The organism is Frankia sp. R43, from assembly GCF_001306465.1.
GTDB lineage: Bacteria > Actinomycetota > Actinomycetes > Frankiales > Frankiaceae > Parafrankia > Parafrankia irregularis.
The window spans coordinates 374,318-394,013 of the sequence record NZ_LFCW01000002.1 but is presented as its reverse complement, the minus strand read 5'-3'; the positions used below and the strand labels follow the sequence as shown (position 1 = coordinate 394,013).

Here is a 19,696-nt window from a genome sequence, read left to right as displayed (position 1 = left end):
ACGTACCCCGTCCAGGCGCCTGATTGCGTGCTCAGGCGTTCTCAAAGAGTTCCGGAGAGACACTGGCCTCGGTGTTCGGGATACCGAGAGCGTTGGCCCGTTTGTCCGCCAGCGCGAGCAGTCGACGGATTCGCCCGGCAACGGCGTCCTTGGTCAGCGGCGGGTCGGCGAGCGCACCGAGCTCCTCCAGTGACGCCTGTGCGTGTTCGAGCCGCAACCGTCCGGCTGCGAGCAGGTGGTCCGGCGCATCGTCACCGAGGATGCGCATCGCCGCCTGCACCCGGGCACCGGCCGCCACCGCGGCCCGCGCCGACCGGCGCAGGTTGGCGTCATCGAAGTTCGCGAGCCGGTTCGCCGTCGCCCGGACCTCGCGGCGCATCCGCCGCTCCTCCCAGGCCATCAGGCTGTCATGCGCACCGATCTTGGTCAGCAGCGCGCCGATCGCGTCGCCGTCGCGGACCACCACCCGGTCGACTCCGCGCACGTCCCGGCTCTTGGCCTGCACGCCCATCCGCCGGGCCGCGCCGACCAGCGCCAGCGCCGCCTCCGGGCCGGGCGCGGTGACCTCCATCGAGCATGACCGCCCCGGCTCGGTGAGCGAGCCATGCGCGAGGAACGCGCCTCGCCAGGCCGCCGCCGCGTCGCAGGCAGACCCGGTGACCACCTGCGGTGGCAGGCCACGCACCGGGCGGCCGCGCTGGTCCAGCAGCCCCGTCGAGCGGGCGAGCTGCTCACCGTCGCGCTCCACGCGGACGATGTAGCGCACCGACCGCCGTAGCCCGCCGGCGGCGAGCACGGCGACTGACGACGGGAAGCCGAAGACCTCGGCGATCTCACGCCGCAGTCGACGCGCGGTGGAGCCGGTGTCCAGCTCGGCCTCCACCACGATGCGCCCGCCGACGATGTGCAGGCCGCCGGCGAACCGCAGCAGCGCCGCCATCTCAGCCCGCCGACAGCAGGGCTTGGCCACTCGCAGCCTGCTCAGTTCGTCCTTGACGGTGGCCGTCATCGCCGCCACACCGATCACTCCTTGCATTCACCGGAGGGGATCCGATGGCCTCGGCCACCGGTCGTTGAGCACCCGACGCCCGAGGGATCGACGCATGCCGCACCCCGGTCCCGCCAGGACCGCTCGTCCACGGGACGTGGGGGCACCGGCACCGCCGCCCGGCCCACATCGGCCTGGCTGCCGGGTGCGAACACGGCACGGAACGCGGCCGCGAGACGCTCGGGATCGTGCAGGGCCGGCTCGTCGGCGGCCCGCACGGACGAAAGGTGAAGCCTGCCGCCCAGATCCGCGGCCGCACGGGCCAGCGGTTCCGGATCATCGACCGCGGCGGGATCCGCGATCACGACGTCCAGGCGAAGACCGGGGACATGGGTGGCCAGCGCGTGCAGATGCGCCTCGGGCGTGTACCCGGCGGTCTCACCGGGCTGCGCCACGAGATTGAGGACCATGACGCGGCGGGCCCGGGAACCCGTGATCGCCGCGCGCATGTCCGGCACGAGCAGGTGCGGAAGCACACTCGTGTAGAGCGAACCGGGTCCCAGGACGATCCAGTCCGCGGCCTCGGCGGCGGCCAGCGCCGCGCCGCACGCCGCGGGCGCCGCGGGCACCAGCCGCACGCCCTCGACCCGGCCCGGAGTCGTGGCGACCGCGGCCTGACCGCGAACCTCCACCGATTCCCCCGACTCCGCTTCCCCCGACTCCACCGGCCGATCCGTGCCGGTGCCAGTACCGGCACCGATACCGGCGATGGCGCCCGGGCCGACGTCGAGGCCCGTCACATCCGCGACGATGTCGATGCCGTCGCAGGACAGTGGGAGGACCCGGCCGTCGACGCCGAGCAGGGACGCAGCCAGGTCAAGCGCGGCGACCGGCGAACCCGCACGTTCGGCCAGCGCGGTCAGGACGAGGTTCCCGACCGCGTGGCCGGCGAGCGGCCCGTCGCCCCCGAAGCGGTGCTGGAAGAGGTCGGCCCACGTGGTGGACCAGCCGTCGGTGCCGGCGAGCGCGGCCAGCGCCATCCGCAGATCGCCCATGGGCAACGCACCGAGCTCGGCCCGCAGCCGACCGGACGATCCGCCGTCGTCACCCACGGTGACGACGGCGGTCAGGTGTGCGGTGATCCGCCGCAACGCCGACAGCGACGCCGCCAGTCCGTGCCCGCCACCGAACGCGGTGATCGCGAGAGCGTCGCCGGTCACTCGCGGCCCAGATCCCGGTGCACCACACGCACCCCGATGCCGTCGGCCGCGAGCCGTGCGCCAAGCTGCTCGGCCACGGCGACGCTGCGGTGCTTGCCACCGGTGCAGCCCACCGCCAGCGTGAGGTAGCGCTTCCCCTCCCGCACGTAGCCCTCGCCGACCAGGTGCAACAGCGCCGTGTACTGGTCGACGAACTCCTCCGCGCCCGGCTGGGCGAGCACGTAGTCGCGCACCTGCGGATCGCGCCCCGTGTAGGGGCGCAGTGCCTCGACCCAGTGCGGGTTCGGGAGGAAACGGCAGTCGGCGACGAAGTCGGCGTCGAGCGGAAGGCCGTACTTGTAGCCGAAGGAGACCACAGTCGCGTTCAGCCGGTTGGCGCGTGGCTGGCCGAACGCCACATCGATCTTCGCCCGCAGCTCGTGCACGTTGAGGTCGGTCGTGTCCAGCACGAGGTCGGCTTCGCCACGCAGCTCGGCGAGCAGCGCCCGTTCCCGGCTGATCCCGTCGACGACCCGCTCGTCGCCCTGCAGCGGATGCGGGCGCCGGACATGGTCGAACCGGCGGACCAGCGCGTCGTCGGAGGCCTCCAGGAACAACATCCTCGGATGCATGCCCCGCGAGTCCAACGCCTCGACCGCGGCCCGCAGGTCGGAGAAGAACGCCCGGCCTCGGACATCGACGACCACCGCGATCCGGCTCACCGCCCCGCCGGAACGATGGCCCAGCTCAGCCATGGTCGACAGCAGCGCCGGCGGCAGATTGTCGACGACGAACCAGCCCAGGTCCTCCAGGCACTTCGCCGCCGTGCTGCGACCAGCACCGGACAACCCGGTGATGATCGCGAGGTCAAGAGTTGCGGTGGTCATCCAGCCACCCCCCGGATAGTGCCCTGCGCGGCGGCGGGCTCGGCGTGCCCGGCCGACTCGTCGACCGGGCTCGGCGCCGCCACCGGATCGGACATCGCCCCTGTGGTCTCGGTACCTGTGGTCCCGGTCCCTATGATCTCGCCGGTGAGCGGGTTGACGGCGGGCGGGGGCGCCTGGGCCTCTCCGGGAGCCGATCGGGCCAGCGCGGCCACGATCGCCTCGGCCGTCCGCGGCCCGATGCCCGGTACCTGGGCGATCTCCTCAGCCGTCGCGGCGCGGACCTTCGTCACCGAGCCGAACTGTTGTAGCAGGGCCTTGCGCCGGGTCTCGCCCAGGCCCGGAACCCCGTCCAGCGCCGAGGCGACCATCGAGGCCGACCGCTTCTGCCGGTGATAGGTGATCGCGAAGCGGTGGGCCTCATCGCGCACGCGCTGCAACAGGTAGAGCGCCTCGCTGGTGCGCGGCAGGATGACCGGCTCGTCCTGGTCCGGCAGCCAGATCTCCTCCAGGCGTTTCGCCAGCCCGCACAGGGCCACGCCACCCGGACCGGACTCGACACCGAGCTCGTCGAGGGCCCGCGCGGCCGCCGCGACCTGCGGCGGACCGCCGTCGACCACCACGAGGTTCGGGGGGTAGGCGAACCGGCGGGGCCGTCCGGTCTCCGGATCCCGCAGGGACGGCCCCCCCACGTCCTCGGCCAATGCGGCCATTCCGGCCATTCCGGCCGCTTCGGCCGCTTCGGCCGCTTCGGCCTCGCCACCGTCAGCGTCTTCGGCATCCGGGTAACCCGCGAGCTCTCCCGTCCGCGCGCGCTCGGCCAGATAACGCGAGAACCTGCGGTGAACGGTCTCGTGCATGCTGGCGACGTCGTCCTGCCCGTCGACGCCACGGATCGCGAACCGCCGGTACTCCGACTTGCGCGGCAGGCCGTCCTCGAAGACGACCATGCTCGCGACGACATTCGTGCCCTGCATGTTCGACACGTCGAAACATTCGATGCGCAGCGGGGCGTCGGGCAGCTCCAGAGCCTCCTGCAGGTCGGCCAGGGCGCGGCTGCGCGCGGTGAGATCACCGGCGCGCTTCGTCCGGTGGAGCGTGAACGCCTGTTTGGCGTTGCGTTCCACCGTCTCCATCAGGTTGCGCTTGTCGCCCCGACGCGGCACGCGCAGGTCGACCCGCGAACCGCGGGCCTGACTGAGCAGTTCGGTGACGGCCTCGGCGTCCGGCGGCAGCTCGGGGACGAGGATCTCGCGCGGGATCTCACCGGCGTACCCGGTGTCGGTGCCGGTGCCACCAGCACCCGTGTCGCTGGAACCCGTGTCGCTGGAACCGGCCGCCGACCCGTCGGCCCCGTCCAGGTACTCCTGGGTCAGGAACTTCTCGACGAGGTCTCCCGTGGTGACGTCGTCGAGCTTGTCCACGACCCAGCCACGCTGGCCACGGACCCGACCGGCCCGCACGTAGAAGATCTGGACCGCGGCCTCGAGCTCGTCCTGCGCGAAGGCGATCACGTCGGCGTCGGTCCCGTCGGGCAGCACGACAGCCTGCTTCTCGACCGCGCGGCGCAGCGCGCCGATATCGTCCCGCAGCCGGGCGGCGCGCTCGTATTCCTGGGCGTCGGCGGCGGCCTGCATCTCGCGTTCGAGCCGGCGCAGGTAACGGCCCGTCTGCCCCGACATGAAATCGCAGAAGTCCTCGACGATCTCCCGGTGGGTGGCCGCGTCGACCCGGCCCACGCACGGCGCGGAGCACCGGTCGATGTACCCGAGCAGGCAGGGACGCCCCACCTGGCCCGCTCGTTTGAAGACGCCCGAGCTGCAGGTCCGGGCCGGGAAGACACGCAGCAGCAGATCCAGCGTCTCCCTGATGGCCCACGCGTGCGCGTAGGGGCCGAAGTACCGCACGCCACGACGCTTGGGCCCACGCATCACCTGCAGCCGCGGAAACTCCTCGTACAACGTCACGGCGAGACTCGGGTAGCTCTTGTCGTCGCGGTAGCGGACGTTGAAACGTGGATCGAACTCCTTGATCCAGGTGTACTCGAGCTGAAGCGCCTCGACCTCGGTGGACACGATGGTCCACTCCACGGAGCTCGCCGTGGTGACCATGTGCTGGGTACGCGGGTGCAGGGTATGCACGTCGGCGAAGTAGTTCGCGAGCCGGGCGCGCAGGTTCTTGGCCTTGCCCACGTAGATGACCCGGCCATGCTCGTCACGGAAGCGGTACACGCCCGGGGTCTCGGGGATCGAGCGCGGCGGGGGCCGGTAGGTCGCCGGATCAGCCATGAACCGAGCCTACGGCCGTCATCCTCCGACCTGAACGGTGCCTGCACGTATCCATTTCATCACGCTCAGCTTCCATGTCGTCGAGGACCCCCGGAGCTCCCCGCGTCGAGCCGCGGCCGACCGGCCCGCGAGCACGCCCCCGGACGCCGGTCAACGGCCCGCGAAAAGCCACTCCCCGGGCCCGCGTCCACGAGCTGCCAGGCGGATGATCTCCCATCAGGCCTCGGCTGAGGCCGCATCGCCGTATGCTGTATGACGGTCGGCGGCTCGACGCCGACCGGCGCGGCAGCCGACAGGCGGCCGTGGCTGGTCGACACGGCCGCTGACTGGCTGTCACAGCCGTTGATCCTCGGCTGGCCGACACCGCTGTTGACCAGTCGACACCGCAGGTCACACTGCAGGTGCCAGGCGGCCGAAGACGGTCGACTCTGCAGGAGACACTGTTGTAGACACAGCGGACGGTCGTCACGGCAGACGGGCGGCGCAGACGCAGCAGACGGGCGACACGCAGCCGTTCGACACGCAACGGTTCGACACGACGGAGCCGGCGGACTGGGACCAAGGGGGCCGACGGGTGCAGGTGGATGACGTCACGACGGAGTTCGTCGTCGACGACGCACCCGGGCGCGGAAGAATCACCGTTCTCCAGGTCACCTGGCGGAGCTGTGACCCGCTGGCGGTCGCCCTGGTGCTCGTCTCCCGGCCGGACCACCCCGCGCTCCCGCAGGGCCACTGGGTGACCCCACGGGACGCGCTGCGGGCCGGCCTCGACGGCCCGGCTCCGGTAGGCGACGGTGATGTTCGGATCACCCCCGAGCCGACCCGGGGCGGGATCCGCCTGGAACTGGCTGACGGCGATCGGCGGTCGGTGGTCGTCCTCGACGCGGCACCGGTCCGCCGCTTCCTGGACCGCACGGAGCGGGTCGTGCCCGCCGGCGAGGAACACCCCGAGGTCGCTCTGGACGCCGTCCTCGACGATCTTTTCCAGAGCTGACAGCGGCGGGCCAGCCGTTCCAGGCAGGCCCGGGGCAGCCGACCCCCGCCGCTCGCCGTTGCCAGGCCGCCAGGCTCTCAGCTGGTCACCGACGCGGTACCGGCCAACCGGTCACGGCCCTTGGACGCCCTCGCGTTCCTGACGCCGGCACCCTTCGCCGCCGGGCCCGCTCCATCAGGGGCGGCAGCACCCGCCTCCTGACCCGCCGCCACCTGCTCTGCCGCCATCTGCTCTGCCACCACCTGACCGTCGGCCACCGGGGCCGCGCCTGCGGTCGCACCACGGCCGCCCAGGATCTCGCGCAGGAATGCCCCCGTATGGCTCGCGGACACGGCGGCGATCGCCTCGGGGGTGCCCTCGGCGACGACCCGACCGCCGCCGGTGCCGCCTTCCGGCCCCATGTCGATGATCCAGTCGGCGGTCTTGATGACGTCCAGGTTGTGTTCGATCACGATCACCGTGTTGCCCGCGTCGACCAGCCGCCCGAGGACACCCAGCAGCTTGCGGATGTCCTCGAAGTGCAGGCCGGTGGTCGGCTCGTCCAGCACGTAGACGGTGCGGCCGGTGGAACGGCGCTGCAGCTCGGCCGCCAGCTTCACCCGCTGCGCCTCGCCACCGGAGAGGGTGGGCGCGGGCTGGCCGAGCCGGACGTACCCCAGCCCGACGTCGTTGAGCGTGCGCAGGTGGCGCGCGATCGCCGGGACGGCGGCGAAGAACTCCGCGCCCTCCTCGATCGGCATGTCGAGAACCTCGGAGATGTTCTTCCCCTTGTAGTGCACCTCGAGGGTCTCGCGGTTGTACCGGGCGCCCCCGCAGACCTCACAGGGCACGTAGACATCCGGAAGGAAGTTCATCTCGATCTTGATCGTGCCGTCGCCGGAGCAGGCCTCACAGCGGCCGCCCTTGACGTTGAACGAGAACCGGCCGGGCAGGTAGCCGCGGACCTTCGCCTCGGTCGTCTCCGCGAACAGCCGGCGGATGTGGTCGAACACGCCGGTGTAGGTCGCTGGGTTGGAACGCGGAGTCCGGCCGATCGGTGACTGGTCGACCCGCACCGCCTTGTCGAGGTGGTCGAGCCCGCTCACCGTACGGTGCCGGCCCGGTACCTCGCGGGCGCCGTTGAGGTGGTTGGCGAGCACGCAGGCGAGGATGTCGTTGACCAGCGTCGACTTGCCCGACCCGGACACCCCGGTGACCGCCACGAAACAGCCCAGCGGGAAGGACACCGTCACGTCACGCAGGTTGTGCTCACGCGCGCCGTGCACGGTCAGCGCACGGCCCCTGGTCGGCGCCCGGCGGATCGCCGGGACGGGAATCTCCCGCCGGCCGGAGAGATATGCCCCGGTCGCCGACTCCGCACTGCTCAACAGGTCGTCGACCGATCCGGAGACGACCACCCGACCACCGTGCTCGCCCGCGCCCGGGCCGATGTCGACCACCCAGTCGGCGGCGCGGATGGTGTCCTCGTCGTGCTCCACCACGATCAGGGTGTTGCCCAGATCCCGCAGCCGGATGAGGGTCTGGATGAGGCGGCGGTTGTCCCGCTGGTGCAGGCCGATGGACGGCTCGTCGAGCACGTAGAGCACACCCACCAGCCCGGAGCCGATCTGGGTCGCCAGCCGGATGCGTTGCGCCTCGCCGCCGGCGAGGGTGCCCGCGGCGCGGTTCAGGGAGAGGTAGTCGAGGCCGACGTCCAGGAGAAAGACCAGCCGGGCGTCGATCTCCTTGAGAACCTGCCCGGCGATGGCCTGTTCCCGCTCGCTGAGCTCGACGTGCCGCAGGAACTCCGCGCATTCCTGGATCGACATGGCGGACACCTCGGCGATGGAGCGCCCGGCGAGGGTGACCGCCAGTGACTCCGGCTTGAGCCGGGAGCCTCGGCAGGCCGTGCAGGGCACGTCACGCATGTAGCCCTCGTAGCGCTCACGGCTGCTGTCGGACTCCGCGTCGGCGTGCCGGCGCCGCAGGAACGCCAGCACGCCCTCGAACGAGGTGTAGTACGAGCGCTTGCGCCCGTAGCGGTTCGTGTAGCCGACGTGGATCTCGGTCTCGCCGCTGCCGTGCAGGATGGCCTTGCGGGCCCGCTCCGGCAGCCCCTCCCAGGGCGTGTCCATCCGGAAGCTCAGGTCCTCGGCCAGCGCCGTCAGCAACCGCTGGAAGTACTCCTTGCTGTGCCCGCCGGACCACGGCTGGATGGCGCCCTCGGCCAGCGAGAGCGTCGGGTCGGGCACGATCAGCTCGGGGTCCACCTCCTTGCGCGTGCCCAGCCCGGAGCACTCCTGACAGGCACCGAACGGCGAGTTGAACGAGAAGGACCTCGGCTCCATCTCCTCGAACGACAGGTCGTCGTACATGCAGGCGAGGTGCTCGGAGTACATCCGCTCGCGGTCGGGGTCGGCCGGATCCCGGTCGACGAAGTCGAGCAGCACCAGACCGTTGCCCAGCCGCAGGGCCGTCTCGATCGAGTCGGTGAGGCGGCGCTTGGCCGACTCCTTCGCCGCGAGCCGGTCGACCACGACCTCGATCGTGTGCTTGCGCTGCTTCTCCAGCTTGGGGCGCTCGGTCAGCGGCACGACGGTGCCGTCGACGCGCACCCGGGCGAACCCGGAGCTCTGCAGCTCGGCGAAAAGATCCGCGTACTCGCCCTTGCGCCCGCGCACGACCGGTGCGAGCACCTGGAAGCGGGTGCCCTCGGGCAGCTCCAGCAGCCGGTCGACGATCTGCTGCGGGGTCTGGCGCGCGATCGGGCGACCGCACCGGGGGCAGTGCGGATGGCCGACTCGTGCGTACAGCAGCCGCAGGTAGTCGTATACCTCGGTGATCGTGCCAACCGTCGATCGCGGGTTACGCGACGTCGACTTCTGGTCGATGGACACCGCCGGCGACAGCCCCTCGATGAAGTCGACATCGGGCTTGTCCATCTGGCCGAGGAACTGGCGCGCGTAGGCGGACAGGGACTCGACGTACCGGCGCTGGCCCTCCGCGAAGATCGTGTCGAAGGCGAGGCTGGACTTGCCCGAGCCCGACAGGCCGGTGAAGACCACCAGAGCATCTCTGGGCAGGTCGAGATCGACATCACGAAGGTTGTGCTCGCGTGCTCCGCGCACGACAAGACGGTCGGCCATCGTCAGGTCCCTCGTCGTCCTCGATCGGTTGCTGGACTTCGCTGTCGGTGGTTGCGCTGTCGGTGCTGGTGGCGCTGTCGGTGCTGGTCGCGCCGGCGCCGGCGATGCCGCCGGTGCCGTTGGTCGGGGTCGCCCGAACCTGGCCGGCTACCGATCGCGACCAAACGCGCGTTCGAACACCGACGACGCTACACGCCCCGCCGAAGTGGCTCGCAACAGCACCGCCGCCCCGGACGGGCGGCGACAACCAGGCCACAAGCCCATCGGCGCCGGACCGACGGGCCACACCCGAGCGCCCCCCGGACGGAGACACCCAGCAGACACACCGATGAGAATGAAGGGAGCCCGCGAGTCATTCCCGCCCCAGCCCGTCGCGGCCGCGACGGTCCCCGGCCATGGTCTGCCGGCCTGGGGCCACGGAGAAGATCGAGGAGAACCGTATGAACATCGGCGCCGGCTACACGGGCGACGTCACCGTCGGCGGGCCCGCCGACGTGCGGGAGCTGCCGGACCTCACGATCACCAAGGTGGCCGTCGGCCCCTTCGACAACAACTGTTACCTGCTGCGCTGCGCCGCCACCGGCGAGCAGCTCCTCATCGACGCGGCGAACGAGACGGGCACCCTGCTGCGCCTCATCGGGGACACCGGGCTGGGCACCGTGGTGACGACCCACCGCCACGGTGACCACGTCCAGGCGCTGGTGGACGTCGTGGCCGCCACCGGCGCCCGGACCATCGCGCATCCGCTGGACGCGCCCGAGATCCCCGTCCCGACGACCGACCCGGTCTCCGACGGCGACGAGGTGCGGGTCGGTGAGGTCACCCTGCGGGTCGTGCACCTGGTCGGGCACACGCCCGGCTCGGTCGCGCTGCTCTACGACCAGGGCGACGGCGCTCCGCACCTGTTCACCGGTGACTGCCTGTTCCCCGGCGGCCCCGGGAACACCTTCGGCGACGCGAAGGCCTTCAACACCTTGATGGGCGGCCTGGAAGCCAAGATCTTCCGCCCGCTCCCGGACACGACGTGGATCTATCCAGGCCACGGAAAGGACACGACGCTCGGTGTCGAGCGCCCGCACCTGGCCGAATGGCGCGCCCGCGGCTGGTGACCGGACGCTGGTGGTGACCGGACTCAGTGGTCGGCTGTCACCCACGACGTGGGCGAGACGGCGGACCGGGGCCGGGGAAGCCTCACCGCGGCGCCCGTTCCCAACGTCTCGGGGTCGATACGACCCAGCTCGCGACGTCGCGCCGACGGCACCGCGCGCCACCGGGACGTGGTGGCGGGCTCCCGGCCTGGTTGAGCGATGCCGACGGCGAGGCCGGCGAGGATCCGCATGGCGCGACGCGCGTCGTGCGTCCGGCCGGCGGCGAGCTTGCGCAGGGCGAGCACGACAAGCTGCCCGACGTGCACCGCCAGCCAGCCGCGCCCCAGCGTCGCACGGTGCCGACGAGCGTAGATCACGGCGGAACGGCCCAGTTCGGCGTACAACAAACCGGCCCGGCCGACGGTCCCGCCGCCCACATGGGCCACCTGGCATCGGTCGTCGGCCCAGCCGACCCTGCCCCCCGCCGCGTGCAGCCGGGCGAACAGATCCGTCTCCTCGTAGTACATCCAGTAGGACGGATCAAATCCCCCCAGCCGCAGGAAGGCACTGGTTCGGATCGCGAAGAACGCACCCACCGGGTAGCGGAGATCGGGCCAGCGGGCCACTGCCGCGGCCTCGCCCCGCACCGCGACGTACGCGTTCGTGCGGGTGTTCGGCAGGACTGCCGTCCCCCGGCCGGGGCCCCCGTTCTCGGCACGCAGCGGAAATCCCAGGGCATCCGTCCCCACCGGTACCGATGCGAGCAGCTCGGGCAACTGCTCGCAGGTCCCGGCCGGAACGGTCACATCGCTGTTGACGACAAGAATCCACTCGGGCCGCTCGGGGGCGGGGCCGCCCACCGGTCGGCGCGATCCGTCCGCTGCCAGCGATCCCCGCACGGCGATGTTCACAGCCGTGCCATATCCGACATTCCCGTGCCCGTCGTATAGTTCGACGTCGGCCGGCAGGCCCTCGTGCTCCGTTCCGCCCCGGTTCTCCACCAGGGTTACCCGGCATCCCGCGACACCGGCCAGTGCCGACAGCAGGCAGTGCAGCTGCGGCGATCCACCATAGGAAACAACGACTGCCAGAAAGTTGTGCATAGTCCGCCTTGGACGGGAGGGGACGGATTCAGGGCGCTCGGGCGATCCCTGCTGTGTCGAAACACTAACGTGAGCGTTGCCCGGGCGAGCACAGGACAATCGGCGCGTCACCCAGCCACTAATTCGTATCAATCATTTCCGGGCCTCCCGCCGGTCCGGGTGGCAGCCTTGCCGACCGCCACCCGGACACACCCGGACAGGTCAACGGGCCTGTTCGCCGACCTGCGACGCGGGTCGCTTCGAGAGCCCGTCGGAGGCGGAGTCGGCCGCGTCCGGCGAGGTCACCGCCGCGGGCCCGGATCCCGCCGCAACGCCGGCACCAGCACCGGCACCGGCACCGGCACCAGCAGCACCGGCACCAGCAGCACCTCCGTCGGCTCCGTCGCCGTCCGCATCGGAGGGCGGGGCCGTCGCCAGCGACCAGGTGATCGAACCGGCGAGCACCACGGCGATGACCGTCAGCGACAGCCAGATCGGCATGTGCCAGACATCGGTGAGGAGCATCTTGACACCGATGAACGCGAGAATGACGGCCAGACCGGTGGCAAGGTGGTGGAACTTCTCCATCAGGCCGGACAGCAGGAAGAAGAGCGACCGCAGACCGAGAATCGCCAGCGCGTTCGCCGTGTAGACGAGGAAGGTCTCGTTCGTCACGCCCAGCGCCGCCGGCACGGAGTCGAAGGCGAACAGGACGTCGGCCGTCTCGATGGCGACCAGGACCGCGAGCAGCGGGGTGGCGACGAGCTTCCCAGCCCTACGCAGCACGAAATGCTGGCCCTCGTAGGAATCCGTCACCGGCATCACCTTGCGCAGCAGCTTGACCGCTCTGCTCTGACCCGGGTCCATGTCCACACCGTCGTCACGGACCATCTTGAACGCGGTGAACAGGAGAAATGCACCAAAGATGTAGATGACGAAACTGAAGTGCTCCAGCAGCGTGATGCCGGCGGCGATGAAGATGAAACGCAGCACGAGCGCGCCGAGCACACCGTAGAAAAGTACCCTGTGCTGATATTCACGAGGGACCTTGAAGTACGAGAAGATCAGCGCGAAGACAAACAGGTTGTCAACGGACAGGCTCTTCTCGAGCAGATACGCCGCCGTGTACTCGCCGGCGGCACCCGGCCCCTGCCACGCCCAGATGACGAAGGCGAAGGTGATTCCCAGGGACACCCATCCGACACTCCACCACGCGGCTTCACGGAAGCCGATGACATGCGCCTTCCGATGAGCCAGCAGGTCGATCGCCAGGAGCAGGAGCAGGCCGCCGACGAAGGCGGCCCAGGCCCAGACTGGTACGTGCACGGAAAATCCTCCGGAATGCTTTCTTGAGATGCGGGTGGCTCGGGGACGTGGAGGTCATCGCTCTGGCCAGCCGGGCGCCTTTGCCGGCAGCCGGCCAGAGCAGGTTCACCGCCGACGCGGTACGGGACATCCGCATGCGTTGGGTCGTAAGGAGCGCTGCAGGGGTGCGTCGAAGGTGCGGCAGCTCGCTGAAGGGCTTCGAGGGCCCGAGAGCCGTTGAGGGTGTGAGGCGTTGAGGGTGTGAGAGGCTCTTGAGGTGGGCTCAGCGGCGGCGGCCGAAGCCCACAGGCGAGACCACGCGGCCGTGCAGCGGCGAGGCCTCCAGAGCCCTGGCGATCTCACCCGGCCCCACGGTGCCCACCATCTCCTGCCCGCCGTCGGCACCGGATTCCACGACCACGATCACGCCCGCGGCGGGGCGTTGCGCCAGCCGCGAGGTGACGCTGGCCAGCGGCTCGTCCGGCCGGGCGACCGCGACCCGGTCCAGCGGGATCGCCACCCGGGTGACACGGGCCAGGCCACGATCGTCCGCGGGAACGGCGGCCAGATCCCGCAGCAGTACCACTCCCAGCAGCGGACCCGCGAAGTCGCGCACCGCGAACACCGAGCCGCCGGAGGGGATCACGGTCTCCTCCAGGGCACTGCCCACCGTCTTCCAGGCCTGCAGTGAAGGCGGCGCCGGCACCATCACATCCCGCACGAACACGCCACTCAGCGCGGTCGTCGCCTTCTGCTGCGCCTGCGCGACCCGTGAGCTGCCGAGCGCCAGCCAGCCGAGCAGAACCGCCCACAGGCCGACCAGCCCGATCAGCAGGACAGCCACGACACCGAGAGCGATCAGCGTCCACCCGGTGATGACGCCGGCGCGGGCCACCGCCGCCGCGGCGGCGGCCTTGTCACCGGTACGGCGAACGACGCGGGCCGCGAGGATGCGGCCTCCCGCGCTGCGCGGCGCTGGCAGCAGGTCGACCACGGTGATGAGCAGGGCGAACGTTCCGACCCACAGGGCGACCTCGCCGAGCAGCTCCAGCGTGCCGGCGGGCGCGAGCGCTCCGGCTGCGACCAGGACGGCTCCGACCAGCGCGGTGACGGTCAGGCCGGCCCGGGCGATGGCGGCGTCGGCGGCGGGGTCGTCGGTACCGGGCGTGAGTGGCTCGGAGGTACCGAGGCCGTCCGAGACCCCACCCCGTTGTGCCGGAGCGAGCACGAGACGGCTACCGAAGGCACCGAGCGTGATGCCGACCACCTTGATCCCCGCACGGCGCGCGGCTGCGGCACGAGCGAGGTCGGCCGCCAGCAGCAGCACGACCAGCAGGCCAGCTCCGATCACGCCACCGCTGAAGTACGCGAATCCCGGCCGGTCCGGCGCGGTTGCCGGGAGGGTGAACGCGGCCAGCACGACCGTCACGATCGTTACGGACACGAATAGACCCGGGCGCACCGCGACGGGGGTATGCGCGGTGTCACGTGGGCCGGTCTTCGCGAACATGTCGCGGTCTGATCCTTTCCCTTTCACTTCTGTCACTTCCGTCCGGGCTGCTTACGCCTGCGAGGAGTCGGGCCGGGTGGCCTCCGGTCGAGCCGGTGGATGCCACCTGCCTGCGCCCGAGAAGCCGAGCAGCGGCACTGGTACCTCTGGCCCGCACAGCACCTGGGCCCGCGCACCGCCGCGCCGAGGCCTCGCCGCGGCTCGTCCAATGCCCGTCACCAGGCTCAACGCTCAGCCTGCCCTTCGACGTCCCGGCAGACACCGTCCGGACTCCGCGACTTTGTCTACGATTTCCTTGCCGACACTCGGCAGCCCGACGGGGGGAGACACGAGAGCTGTGGCAGACACCGACCAACGCCCTGGGTGGCCCATCGAGCACGAAGTGCAGGTCACGGGGCTGCCTGGCACGAGCCTCACCCGGCTGCCCCGGGCTGCCGTGCTGGCTGCCGCCGATGCCCGCCTGCACGCCGGGCTGCTGGGCAGCTACCTCGACGTTCTCGCCTCCACCGCGGACAGCGGGCGGAGGCTGACCCGGGCCGAGCTCGACACGTTCCGGGCCCTCGGCCAGGCCGCCGCCGAGTCCGGAGCCTCGCTGCCCGCGCTCGTCGACCTCTACCTGTCGGCGACCTGGCGGGTCTGGCCGTCGCTGCCCACCGTCCGGCAGGCCGATCGCCTGGCCCGGTCCTCGGCGCACGGCCCGCAGCCGCGCGAGGCGGCCGGCCGGCCCGCCGAGGCAACCGGAGGGTCCGCCGAGGCAACCGGAAAGCCCACTGGCACAGGGCCGACTGTCGGCGCCGTCTCACGTACCCGCGCGGCGGCCTCCGCCGTCCTGCGTGCCAGCGACGACGTGGTCGCGGCGGTGTGCGAGGGCTATGAGCGCGCTCGGACGGCCCGCGCACGCTCGGAGGAGGCGCTGCGCCGCGAGCTGGTCGACGACCTGCTGACCGGCACCTCGGAGGTGGGGCTGCTGCTGGAGCGAGCCGCGGCGTTCGGGTTCCGGCTGGAGGCTCCCCATGTCCTGCTCGTGTCCGCCGGGAGCCGGCGTTTCCTGGACGGCCGCGCCGTGGTCCGCGAGATCGAGGAGACGCTGCGCCGGCAGTGCCCGACGGAGCCGCTGGTCGCGACGAAGGACGGCCTGCTCGTCTGCGTCGTACCGCAGGAGTCCGAGCTGACCCTCCCGGTGGCGCTGAGCGCGGCCGGCCTCCATGCGGACGCCGCCGGCACCGGGATCGACGCCGACGACGGCTCTGGCACTGCCACCAGAGCTGAGGCCGGAAGCGACAGTGCCGACCAGGGCGACGCGCACCGCCAGGAACACGGGCACGAGCACGGCGGGATCGACGGCGACGGCCACTCGGCCGGGCCCGGTGGCGCCGGACCCGGAGGCGGCGGACCCGGAGGCGCCGGACCCGGAGGCGGCGGACCCGGAGGCGCCGGACCCGGAGGCGGCGTGGTCCGGTCGGGCCAGGTCGTCGCCGCCCCGCCCCCCGGGCGCGGCCCCACCGTCCACACCCGCGCGGACGGTGGTTCCGGACACCCTCGGATCGACCGTCCGACCGCCGCCGACCGGACGTCCCCCCGGACCACCGCGCCCCGCGGTCGGCGGCGGCTGGACCCGCCGGCGGCCGGGGACGTCGGCTTCGTCCCGATGCCCGGCATCGCGCCAGCCGAGGCCGCTCCGGCCGCCGCGATCCGGGCGATCACCCGGCGGCTGGCGGTCGAGCCGGAACTGGTCTGGCGGCTCGGGGTGAGCCGGGCCCGCAGCGGCGTGGCCGGGGTTCGGATCAGCTTCGAGGAGGCGCGCAACGCCGTCGAGCTCGCCGGGCGGATGCGGTTGGACGGCCAGGTCGTGCACACCGACGACCTGCTGATCTACAAGGTCCTCCTGCGGGACCGGGAACCGCTCGAGGAGCTCGTCGACACGGTGCTGAGCCCGCTGCGGTCGGCGCGGGGCGGGGCGGCACCGCTGATCGAGACCCTCGACGCCTATTTCGCGACCGGCGGGGTGGCACTGGCGGCCGCCCGGCGGCTGCATCTGTCCGTCCGGGCGCTCACCTACCGGCTGGACCGCATCCACGCGCTGACGAAGCACGACCCGACCTCGCCGACCGACCGTTACGTGCTGCAGACCGCGGTGATCGGCGCGCGTCTGATCGACTGGGAGGGCGCGTTCCGGCGGCGGGCGGGCGATCCGGGCAGCTGATCAAGCCGGACGACCGCCCGGGCGGCCGGGTCGGGCGGTCGGAACGACCTGATCGGGGCGGGCCCGGCGACGCGGTCGGGAAACTGTCGGTGGCGTGTGGTGTTCTGGAAATCGTGAGCACAACGTTCGAACGCCCCACGACGGACCTGCAACGCTCGGCGGCGCCGTTCCAGGTCGTCTCGGAGTTCGCCCCGGCTGGTGACCAGCCGGCGGCGATCGACGATCTCGCCCGCCGCATCCAGGCCGGGGAGAAGGACGTCGTGCTCCTCGGCGCGACCGGAACCGGCAAGTCGGCGACGACCGCGTGGCTGGTGGAGCGGCTGCAGCGGCCGACCCTCGTCATGGCTCCGAACAAGACGCTGGCGGCCCAGCTCGCGAACGAGTTCCGGGAGCTGCTCCCGCACAACGCCGTCGAGTACTTCGTGTCCTACTACGACTACTACCAGCCCGAGGCGTACATCGCCCAGACGGACACGTACATCGAGAAGGACTCCTCGATCAACGAGGAGGTCGAGCGCCTGCGGCACTCCGCGACGATGAACCTGCTCACCCGCCGTGACGTGATCGTGGTGGCCAGCGTGAGCTGCATCTACGGCCTGGGCACCCCGCAGGAGTACATCGACCGGATGGTGCGCCTGCGGGTGGGCGACGAGTTCGGGCACGAACGGCTGCTGCGCCGTTTTGTGGACGTCCAGTACGCGCGCAACGACGTCGCCTTCACCCGCGGAACGTTCCGCGTCCGGGGGGACACCGTCGAGGTGTTCCCCGTGTACGAGGAGCTCGCGGTCCGGATCGAGATGTTCGGCGACGAGATCGAGCGCCTGTCATACCTGCACCCGCTCACCGGTGAGATCGTCCGCGAGGCGGAGGAGGTCTTCGTCTTCCCGGCGACGCACTACGTCGCCGGGCCCGAGCGCATGGAGCGGGCGATCACCGGCATCGAGGCCGAGCTCACCGGGCGGCTCGACGAGCTGGAGCGCCAGAGCAAGCTGCTGGAGGCCCAACGGCTGCGGATGCGGACCAGCTACGACATCGAGATGATGCGCCAGGTCGGCTTCTGCTCCGGGATCGAGAACTACTCCCGGCACATCGACGGCCGCGCCGCGGGCACCCCGCCGCACACGCTGCTCGACTACTTCCCGGAGGACTTCCTCCTCGTCATCGACGAGTCGCACGTCACGGTGCCGCAGATCGGCGGGATGTACGAGGGCGACATGTCGCGCAAGCGCAACCTCGTCGACCACGGCTTCCGGCTGCCGAGCGCGGTGGACAACCGCCCGCTGCGCTGGGAGGAGTTCCTGGAGCGGATCGGGCAGACGGTGTATCTCTCCGCGACACCGGGCCCGTACGAGCTGGGGCGCGGTGACGGCGTCGTGGAGCAGATCATCCGTCCGACCGGGCTGCTCGACCCGGAGATCATCCTCAAGCCGACCAAGGGCCAGATCGACGACCTGGTCCATGAGATCCGCCTGCGTGCCGAGCGCGACGAGCGGATCCTCGTCACCACGCTGACCAAGAAGATGGCCGAGGATCTCACCGACTACCTGCTGGAGCTCGGCATCCGGGTGCGGTACCTGCACAGCGAGGTCGACACCCTGCGCCGGGTCGAGCTGCTGACCGACCTGCGCCGCGGCGAGTTCGACGTCCTCGTCGGCATCAACCTGCTGCGGGAGGGCCTCGACCTGCCCGAGGTGTCGCTCGTCGCGATCCTCGACGCGGACAAGGAGGGCTTCCTGCGGTCGGACAAGTCGCTCATCCAGACCATCGGGCGGGCCGCCCGTAACGTCTCCGGCCAGGTCCACATGTATGCGGACAAGATCACGCCCTCGATGAGCCATGCCATCGAGGAGACGAACCGGCGCCGCGAGAAGCAGATCGCCTACAACACCGAGCGTGGGCTCGACCCGCAGCCGCTGCGCAAGAAGGTCGTCGACATCCTCGACGACATGGTGCGGGAGACGGCGGGCGGCGAGATGATCGGCGGTGGCGGTCGGGCACAGTCCCGCGGCAAGGCTCCCGCGCCCGGCATGAAGTCGAAGGCCGGTGACACGGTCGGCCGCTACGCCGCCGAGCTCGCCGGGATGCCGCGTGGAGAGCTGGCGCAGCTCATCCGCCAGCTCGACGACCAGATGCACGAGGCGGCGAAGGAGCTGCAGTTCGAGCTCGCCGCCCGGCTGCGCGACGAGATCAGCGAGCTGAAGAAGGAGCTGCGCGGCATGGACGCCGCCGGCGTCTCGTAGGCCGCTGGCGCGTAGGCCGGCGTCTCGTGGACCGGCGCGCGGCCGGCTCGGCCTACGCGGGGCCGGCTGCGCCGGCGGGGGCGGCGTCGCGGCGCCGGAGCAGCTCCTGCCAGACCTCCCGCACCCGTGCGCCCAGGTCGTCGATCGACCCGCCGTTGTCGATGAGGATGTCGGCGACGGCGCGTCGCCGTTCGTCGGTGGCCTGGGCCGCCATCCTGGCCTCGGCCTGGTCACGCGGAAGGCCACGTCGGGCCAGTCGCTCCAGGCGGAGCTCCCGCGGCGCCTCGACCACGAGGACAAGGTCGTAGCCTCCATGCGAGCCACCCTCGACGAGCAGCGGCACATCATGGATCACGATCGCGTCCGCCGGGGCCGCGGCGATCCGCCGCTCCATCGTCGCCCGGATCAGGGGATGGGTGATCGATTCCAGCCGCCGACGGCTCGTCTCGTCCGCGAACACCACCTGGCCCAGAGCCGCCCGGTCCAGCGCGCCGTCCGGCCCCAGCATCGCCGGGCCGAAGGCGGCGACGACCGCGGCCAGGCCCTCGCTGCCGGGCTCGACGACCTCCCGAGCGATGCGGTCCGCGTCCACCAGGTAGGCGCCGTAACCCACCAGGAGTTCCGACACGGCGCTCTTGCCCGACCCGATACCGCCCGTAAGGCCCACCATCAGCACGTAGGTGAGTGTGCCAGGCGGCGCACGGCGGCGGCGGTCCTGCAGGTCAGCCGAAGGCGGCGAGGACCACCAGAGGTGCGGACCGGAACAGGCCCGGACGCCGGGTAAGACTGG

At 71.3% G+C, this 19,696-nt stretch carries 13 protein-coding genes; 4 read left to right on the top strand and 9 right to left on the bottom strand.

Annotation, left to right across the window (positions count from 1 at the left end; genetic code table 11):
* Nucleotides 1-31: 31 nt before the first annotated feature.
* From whiA to uvrC, 4 genes are read right to left on the bottom strand one after another with little or no spacing between them, the layout of a single operon-like run.
* Nucleotides 32-1,036 (bottom strand): DNA-binding protein WhiA, encoded by a 1,005-nt coding sequence (gene whiA / locus ACG83_RS09165; protein ID WP_193209709.1) that lies wholly within the window; start codon nt 1,034-1,036, stop codon nt 32-34.
* A complete protein-coding gene (locus ACG83_RS09160) occupies nt 1,024-2,208 on the bottom strand; it encodes a 2-phospho-L-lactate transferase CofD family protein (RefSeq protein ID WP_054565733.1) in 1,185 nt (394 codons plus the stop codon). The genes whiA and ACG83_RS09160 overlap by 13 nt, the downstream gene beginning before the upstream one ends.
* Nucleotides 2,205-3,074 carry an RNase adapter RapZ gene (gene rapZ, locus ACG83_RS09155; RefSeq protein WP_006538985.1) on the bottom strand — a complete coding sequence of 290 codons (870 nt, stop codon included), beginning with the start codon at nt 3,072-3,074 and terminating at the stop codon, nt 2,205-2,207. Before rapZ ends, ACG83_RS09160 begins: the two co-directional genes overlap by 4 nt.
* Nucleotides 3,071-5,359, bottom strand: coding sequence for an excinuclease ABC subunit UvrC (gene uvrC / locus ACG83_RS09150; protein WP_054565732.1), 2,289 nt, complete (start codon nt 5,357-5,359; stop codon nt 3,071-3,073). Before uvrC ends, rapZ begins: the two co-directional genes overlap by 4 nt.
* A gap of 574 nt (nt 5,360-5,933) precedes the next feature.
* On the opposite strand from uvrC, the gene ACG83_RS09145 reads away from it, so the two are divergent.
* A complete protein-coding gene (locus ACG83_RS09145) occupies nt 5,934-6,353 on the top strand; it encodes an SsgA family sporulation/cell division regulator (protein ID WP_006538983.1) in 420 nt (139 codons plus the stop codon).
* 77 nt (nt 6,354-6,430) lie between these two features.
* Here ACG83_RS09145 and uvrA read toward each other — a convergent pair whose 3' ends face one another.
* Nucleotides 6,431-9,478 (bottom strand): excinuclease ABC subunit UvrA, encoded by a 3,048-nt coding sequence (gene uvrA / locus ACG83_RS09140; RefSeq protein WP_054565731.1) that lies wholly within the window; start codon nt 9,476-9,478, stop codon nt 6,431-6,433.
* Nucleotides 9,479-9,918: 440 nt separating this feature from the next.
* Between uvrA and ACG83_RS09135 the strand changes: the two genes are divergently transcribed.
* On the top strand, nt 9,919-10,587 hold the full coding sequence (locus ACG83_RS09135; protein ID WP_054566519.1) for an MBL fold metallo-hydrolase: 669 nt from the start codon (nt 9,919-9,921) through the stop codon (nt 10,585-10,587).
* 23 nt (nt 10,588-10,610) lie between these two features.
* On the opposite strand, the gene ACG83_RS09130 is transcribed toward ACG83_RS09135, so the two are convergent.
* The 3 genes from ACG83_RS09130 to ACG83_RS09120 form a co-directional block, all read right to left on the bottom strand.
* Nucleotides 10,611-11,669, bottom strand: a complete 1,059-nt coding sequence (locus ACG83_RS09130) for a glycosyltransferase (RefSeq protein WP_054565730.1) — start codon at nt 11,667-11,669, stop codon at nt 10,611-10,613.
* Nucleotides 11,670-11,870: 201 nt separating this feature from the next.
* Entirely contained in the window at nt 11,871-12,974 is a 1,104-nt protein-coding gene (locus ACG83_RS09125; RefSeq protein ID WP_054565729.1) for a TerC family protein, read from the bottom strand.
* 262 nt (nt 12,975-13,236) lie between these two features.
* Nucleotides 13,237-14,463 (bottom strand): hypothetical protein, encoded by a 1,227-nt coding sequence (locus tag ACG83_RS09120; protein WP_054565728.1) that lies wholly within the window; start codon nt 14,461-14,463, stop codon nt 13,237-13,239.
* Between the two features lie 337 nt (nt 14,464-14,800).
* On the opposite strand from ACG83_RS09120, the gene ACG83_RS09115 reads away from it, so the two are divergent.
* Together ACG83_RS09115 and uvrB are read left to right on the top strand one after the other, a co-directional pair.
* Nucleotides 14,801-16,666 carry a helix-turn-helix domain-containing protein gene (locus ACG83_RS09115; RefSeq protein ID WP_054565727.1) on the top strand — a complete coding sequence of 622 codons (1,866 nt, stop codon included), beginning with the start codon at nt 14,801-14,803 and terminating at the stop codon, nt 16,664-16,666.
* 113 nt (nt 16,667-16,779) lie between these two features.
* On the top strand, nt 16,780-18,906 hold the full coding sequence (gene uvrB, locus ACG83_RS09110) for an excinuclease ABC subunit UvrB (RefSeq protein WP_054565726.1): 2,127 nt from the start codon (nt 16,780-16,782) through the stop codon (nt 18,904-18,906).
* A gap of 52 nt (nt 18,907-18,958) precedes the next feature.
* Here uvrB and coaE read toward each other — a convergent pair whose 3' ends face one another.
* Entirely contained in the window at nt 18,959-19,576 is a 618-nt protein-coding gene (gene coaE / locus ACG83_RS09105; RefSeq protein ID WP_083473216.1) for a dephospho-CoA kinase, read from the bottom strand.
* Nucleotides 19,577-19,696: the final 120 nt, after the last annotated feature.